At 34.5% G+C, this 5,902-nt stretch carries 6 protein-coding genes; all 6 read right to left on the bottom strand.

Features of this window, described 5'->3' with window-relative positions:
* On the bottom strand, positions 1-1,304 hold a 1,304-nt coding region (locus JGH11_RS18685), incomplete at its 3' end, for a DUF58 domain-containing protein (protein WP_201114332.1).
* On the bottom strand, positions 1,268-2,242 hold the full coding sequence (locus JGH11_RS18690; RefSeq protein WP_201114334.1) for a MoxR family ATPase: 975 nt from the start codon (positions 2,240-2,242) through the stop codon (positions 1,268-1,270). The genes JGH11_RS18690 and JGH11_RS18685, both read right to left, overlap by 37 nt.
* Positions 2,243-2,253: 11 nt before the next feature.
* Positions 2,254-3,633, bottom strand: a complete 1,380-nt coding sequence (locus JGH11_RS18695; RefSeq protein ID WP_201114336.1) for a DUF4350 domain-containing protein — start codon at positions 3,631-3,633, stop codon at positions 2,254-2,256.
* Positions 3,623-4,339, bottom strand: coding sequence for a hypothetical protein (locus JGH11_RS18700; protein ID WP_236264199.1), 717 nt, complete (start codon positions 4,337-4,339; stop codon positions 3,623-3,625). Before JGH11_RS18700 ends, JGH11_RS18695 begins: the two co-directional genes overlap by 11 nt.
* A 39-nt stretch (positions 4,340-4,378) precedes the next feature.
* The gene (locus JGH11_RS18705) at positions 4,379-5,242 is read right to left on the bottom strand and encodes a hypothetical protein (protein ID WP_201114338.1); all 864 of its coding nucleotides are present in this window, start codon (positions 5,240-5,242) and stop codon (positions 4,379-4,381) included.
* Positions 5,229-5,902: stage II sporulation protein M (locus tag JGH11_RS18710; RefSeq protein ID WP_201114340.1), on the bottom strand; the 674-nt coding region annotated here is incomplete at its 5' end. The genes JGH11_RS18710 and JGH11_RS18705, both read right to left, overlap by 14 nt.

Consider the following 5,902-nt stretch of genomic DNA (forward strand, 5'->3'; position numbering starts at 1 on the left):
GGTTTAGATAATATTGTATGTATACCATATCTATTAAGCTCTTTTACAATAAGAAATTTATCATTCGATAACTTTTCGGCCATCCCTTTTCTAAAAATTTCTTCCAGATTGGTAGGCGTAATATCCAATACTTCATTAAATTCGGAATTCAAGAAAAACGCAACTAATACTAAATGATCTTTGGCAAGACTACTCAGATATTTTAATTGTCGTCTCATACCATTTAATGTTTCGAAATTGGTATAAAGAATTATCAGGCTCCTCTGTGTCAACTTCCTGCGGATAGTTATATATAAACGCTCATAATCTGATTCTTTAAAATCGGTCTTTTGAGCATATAAAGTTTCTAATATCTTATTACGCTGACGGCGTTGCTTGTCGGCGGGAAGTATCTCATCGATATTCTTTGAGAATGTTATTAAACCAGCTTTATCCCCCTTGTTTAACGCAGTACTGCAAACCATCAATGTTGAATTGATAGCATAATCGAGTAGAGACATCTCGTTGAACGGCATCTTCATCGTACGTCCTTTGTCTATGAGACAGTATACCGGCTGAGATTTTTCTTCCTGATATGTATTAACCATCAATTGATTCATACGTGCAGTAGCCTTATAATTAATTGTACGAGGATCGTCGCCTATGATATAGTGTTTTATATGATCGAATTCCGTAGCATGCCCTATTCGCCTTATACGTTTTATACCATAATCAGTCAGTCGGTGTGAGGCCGCCAGTAATTCATATTTATGCATTTCTATAAATGAAGGATATACAGCAACATCTTTATTATTGTCAAATATATAACGCCTACTAATAAATCCGAATAATCCGGCAGCATATATATTTAATGCACCAAATCTATAAACTCCTCGTTCTGTTGGCCGTAAATCATAATAGAAAACCTCAGAGCTATTAATATTCAATGACACATTAAATGAAAGGTTCCTTTTTTGAAACTGAAAAGGAACTTCTTCTACAATTTTTATTTTCGCTTTAAATGGATATCGATTTGTTACTGAGATTGAAATCGTATTTTTATCTCCATTCGATAGTCTGTCCGGACAATTACGCGAGGCTACTAATCCCGTTTTCTGACGATATGCAGTGAATATGTCCAACACTAGAAATACAAAGAAAACTCCTAGCGCAATTTGCATCAGATAGAAATATTCATCAAATATAAAACACACAAAGAACCCCAGCACAAAGAACATCAATGTGAAGAAAAACAAATTATTAAGATATAAACTCTTAATGAATCTGATTACCGAGGAACCTCCGCTTTGTCTATCAACTGCCATATAATCGTATCGGTAGATGTACCGTCCATCTCCTTTTCGGGGGTTAATAAAACCCTGTGACGAAGCACAGGCACAGCTATCTCTTTTATGTCATCGGGAGTAATGAAATCCCGCCCTCTTATCGCAGCCAATGCTTTAGATGCATTTAAGATGGCTAGCGATGCACGAGGTGAAGCCCCTAAAGTAATCCACGGACTCTGACGGGTTGCAGATACTATCTGGGCTATATACTCAAGTAAATGTTGTTCTACCTGTACTTTTTCTACAGCCTCACGCAGACGCTTTAGCTTAGAAGCATCTAGTATAGCATTTATTCCTATATCAATAGTAAGCTCTCCTCTATTCTGTCTGTCTAATATTGCTATTTCCTCTACAATATTTGGGTAATCAATTATTATTTTAAACAAGAAACGGTCTAATTGAGCTTCCGGCAAGCGATATGTTCCTTCTTGTTCTATTGGATTCTGAGTTGCAATAACAAGGAATGGATAGTCCATTTTATGCGTGACTCCATCATTAGTAACCTGTCGTTCTTCCATTACTTCAAACAGGGCTGCCTGAGTTTTTGCCGGGGAACGATTTATCTCATCTATAAGAACAATATTAGAAAAAACAGGTCCTCTTTTAAACTCGAATTTTCCCGATCCCGGAAGAAATATACTTGTACCCAATACATCTGAAGGCATTAAATCGGGAGTAAACTGTATACGACTAAACCCAACATCTATTGTTTTTGCCAGTAGTTTTGCCGATAATGTTTTCGCTACCCCGGGAACACCTTCTACTAGTACATGGCCATTTGCCAGAATAGCCACGATAAATTGTTCAATCATTTGATGTTGACCAACAATCACTTTTCCTATCTCATCTTTTATACTTTGAACACTTTGGCTCAATTCGGAGAAATCTATTCTCGACTCAAATTCTAAGTCTGACATATATCTTATATTTATTTATTTTTTACGTTTTTATAAAACTCTTCCAAGAGACTATTGTATTTCAAAAACATATCATTTGATATAAATGCTAAAGTAGATATATTTTGATATAAAGAGAATAATTCAGTTAATTTATCCCTATCCATCATTGATTTAGCACTCAGTAAGTTTATAAAGTCACTATTTGTACTTTCTGTGGACATATAATAATTTTTCCTGATAAAATCGAGAAAATATGCATGTCGCTTTTCAACGATAGTATTAAAATCGCTTTTTCGATAATATAGATTGCTAATAGTTCCAAGAAATTCCAATGATGAATTTACAGGTGGATTTATAACCGGAATTACACGTTGTGTCCGCTTCGCTCTAAAAATCATAAAAAGAAGCAATCCTCCTAATATAATGTATAAGGCTATACGTAATGGCGGATTATTTAGCATAGCCCTGAATTGGCTACCTTCGTTTACCGCACCTTGTTTAAGGTATTCATCCCAAATTATTTTACTATTTTGAGGAAGATATGACAAGCATCTGAATCCAAAATCATATTTTTCGGTTTGTAACATATTTACATTTGCAAATGCTGTCGGAACGGCATGTAAATAAAAGTGACCTTTTCCGTAACTAATATCAATAAAAACAGTATCCTTCTTATTATTGAAAGCCAATGTCCTCAATGGCAACTTGCAACTATCCGTATTAAATTTCATTTGGCCTAATACATTTCCGAAACGGTATTTTCTCTCCGGATAATCCGTCATATTGTAAATGGTATCTGTCTGAAAATACTGAGTCTCAGCCTTTATTTTCAGCGTATCCAATAGCTGCTGGTCTATAGTTTCGGCAGATATGAAAACATTATTTCCTAAGCCGACAAACTCTAATAAATACTCTAAATCAAGTTTATCAACCTTAAATCTGGAATTTATAAATACATATGAAGTTGTATCCGACATATTATCCATTTCATGAAACCATGCCGTCGGATCATATTCTTCATGCAATAACATATCTGTAGTATCGTTCAGGTATTCGTTACTAACGATGGAATCTTCTATCAAATAATCACTTTCATCTTGATACTCATCAGTATTTTGATAAGTCTCAATCGTATTAGTATCATATGATACATCATCATATGAATAATACTCATCAAGTCTCTTTGAGAGATTATTATAGACAGGGACACGTGTTGTTCTTATCTTTTTCTTCTCGAAAATATCACTTAATAACTCATAGGTAATATATGTTCCATACGGATCGGTCTTAGAATTGATGAATGTAGCTGACCAATCTACAGGTTTAGGCTCTTTGGTTTTAGCAAATGAGAGTCCAAATAATAAGAGGACAATCACCACTACGAGTGCTATTATCTTCTTATCTTTCATTGGTTAACATTTTAGAGAAATCATCCATTCGCGTATACATCCCTGAAAAGCTTCCTTCATCAGGCGTAAATTCCCCATACCATACATAATCAAAGATCAATGTATTCTCCAGAAATTTAGAACGTACAGCAGCATCTTTTATTTCGTGTTGATAACTATAGTTTGTCTTATTTGCCTTCCATTCTATTATTTCCTTATCCGAAAGCAACTTTAGATTTCTTAGATATAAGAAACGAATCACTAAGCGATAATCCTTATTCTTCATCGCATTTGCAATAAGTGAATCGAAGTCCATAGCATGCACATTTTCGGTATAGATATCTATTTCCGGCGTATCTATAGTCTTCCTGCCTAGTACCTTCCGGTAATCTACCCCAAAGAATTTCAAAATAGCCAGGCATATAAGAGTAACAATTATTATTAAAACTATCATACCGGGCATTCCCGATCTGGCAAAGGCTTCAAATAGATTTCCAAACAGATTGAAGAACCAGGCTTTTATCTTATCCCATAATGAAGGGTCTTTTTCAATTCTTTTGTATTCGAAACGAGAATCTTTTTTATATTCTTCTATTTTTTCCTTATCAGGAATCCGAAAAGATACGAATTCTAGAGGTGATTGAACAGCGCCCTGTATGGTATCCATTTGCGCAGATACAGGAATATATAAACAGATGAAAAGCACAAGAAGGATGCCCTTGATCATTATTATATTTATTTTGTTACTTACCAACCTGTTTAAAAATTAGAATGAATTATTACTAGAATCGCCGTAAGTTCCGATATTGTCTATTTCAGTTTCCATATCTACTCCTTCTAATTTGTTACGGTGACTATAGTACATAACGCCCATAGCCATAAAAAAGGCGGGGTAAAGGAATATATATCCGACAAAAGCTATCATCATGGCAATAATGAAAGTGATGCCACTTGCAAGAAACTCCACTTGTAACATACTTCCTATCATTCCGATATATAGTGGAATAGCAAATACTATATATGCCATACCTATTATGAAAGAAAAAGCCAGAGTATAACCTAAAGTTATCCACCAATTGTTTTGTACCAGTTCAACACTCCGCTTAAAACTATCGATTATACCCAGATCTTCATTAATATATGCATACGAATAAAAACCAAAATATACTGCAACAATAATCCCGGGTATTAGGCATAATATATATCCTAGAGAAAAAGCAATTCCGAATAATATAGAACCACCAAATACAGGTAGTGCCACACTACGCACCTTACGCCAGACGTCCGAACTATTTACAACACCATCTTCCGTTTTAACATATAATGCCATGTAAGATATAGTATATAATGATATAACAAACATTATAATCAGAAGTAATGGATATGCTATAAGCATTCCTAAAAGCTCTGTCCCATCATTAAAAGTGTTGGGTATACGGTTTGCTCCTATATCGTAATACAAACGAAATAAGTTAGGCATAAAATATGCAGCAATAAGTGCCAATGGTATCAAATAGCAAAGAGCTTTAAATATCGGAGCATAATTTTGTTTGATAAACTTGACTGACATATCAAAGTTTCCACTAAAGTCTCTACTACCAAATAATTTAATTTTTTCAGATTGTTTCATTAGTTTTTCTATTTACGAGATAAGGATAATAAATAAAGTACCAAACAATAAATAAGGCGGACAGACCAATTATCGTTAGTTTCAACAACAACGGCATTTCGGTAAGTCGTGTTATATAACTTTCGATAAACGCAGCGACAATAAATACAGGTACCAGCCCCACTACTATTTTCACAGCATCTTTTACTGCCTTTTGTAATGCATAAACTCTGTTATAACTTCCGGGAAACAATAAACTGTTACCTAGAATCATTCCGGCACCTCCTGCAATAATAATAGCTGAGATTTCGAGTGTTCCATGTAGCCATATAACCGATGCAGATGTAGCTAATAATCCTTTTGTATAAAAGAAATATTGAAACACGCCTAGCATTACCCCATTCGAAAACAATACATACACAGTTCCAATGGAGCAAAGAATTCCTCCTATAAAAGCAAAAAAAGCCACCCAAATGTTATTGGTTGCTATACCAAAAAACATGGATTCTTTGCCTTCTTGCTTATATATGGCCATCGGATCACCATTTTCTATATTCTCTAAAGTTTGGTTTACATATTCAGGACTAAGAATCAAATTGGCAAAACCAGATTCTTGCTGCAAAGAGAAAACTCCCAGCAAAACACCTGTAAACATAAATATAAATGAGTACAACATATACT

Origin of the sequence: Dysgonomonas sp. Marseille-P4677, from assembly GCF_016652235.1 — a bacterium.
In the GTDB taxonomy this organism is placed as follows: Bacteria; Bacteroidota; Bacteroidia; order Bacteroidales; family Dysgonomonadaceae; genus Dysgonomonas.

What these genes read in the sequence shown, in the direction of transcription:
- JGH11_RS18690 (WP_201114334.1), bottom strand. Translation starts at nt 2,242, where the DNA reads ATGTCAGACTTAGAATTTGAGTCGAGAATAGATTTCTCCGAATTGAGC.
- JGH11_RS18700 (WP_236264199.1), bottom strand. Translation starts at nt 4,339, where the DNA reads ATGATCAAGGGCATCCTTCTTGTGCTTTTCATCTGTTTATATATTCCT.
- JGH11_RS18705 (WP_201114338.1), bottom strand. Translation starts at nt 5,242, where the DNA reads ATGAAACAATCTGAAAAAATTAAATTATTTGGTAGTAGAGACTTTAGT.
- JGH11_RS18695 (WP_201114336.1), bottom strand. Translation starts at nt 3,633, where the DNA reads ATGAAAGATAAGAAGATAATAGCACTCGTAGTGGTGATTGTCCTCTTA.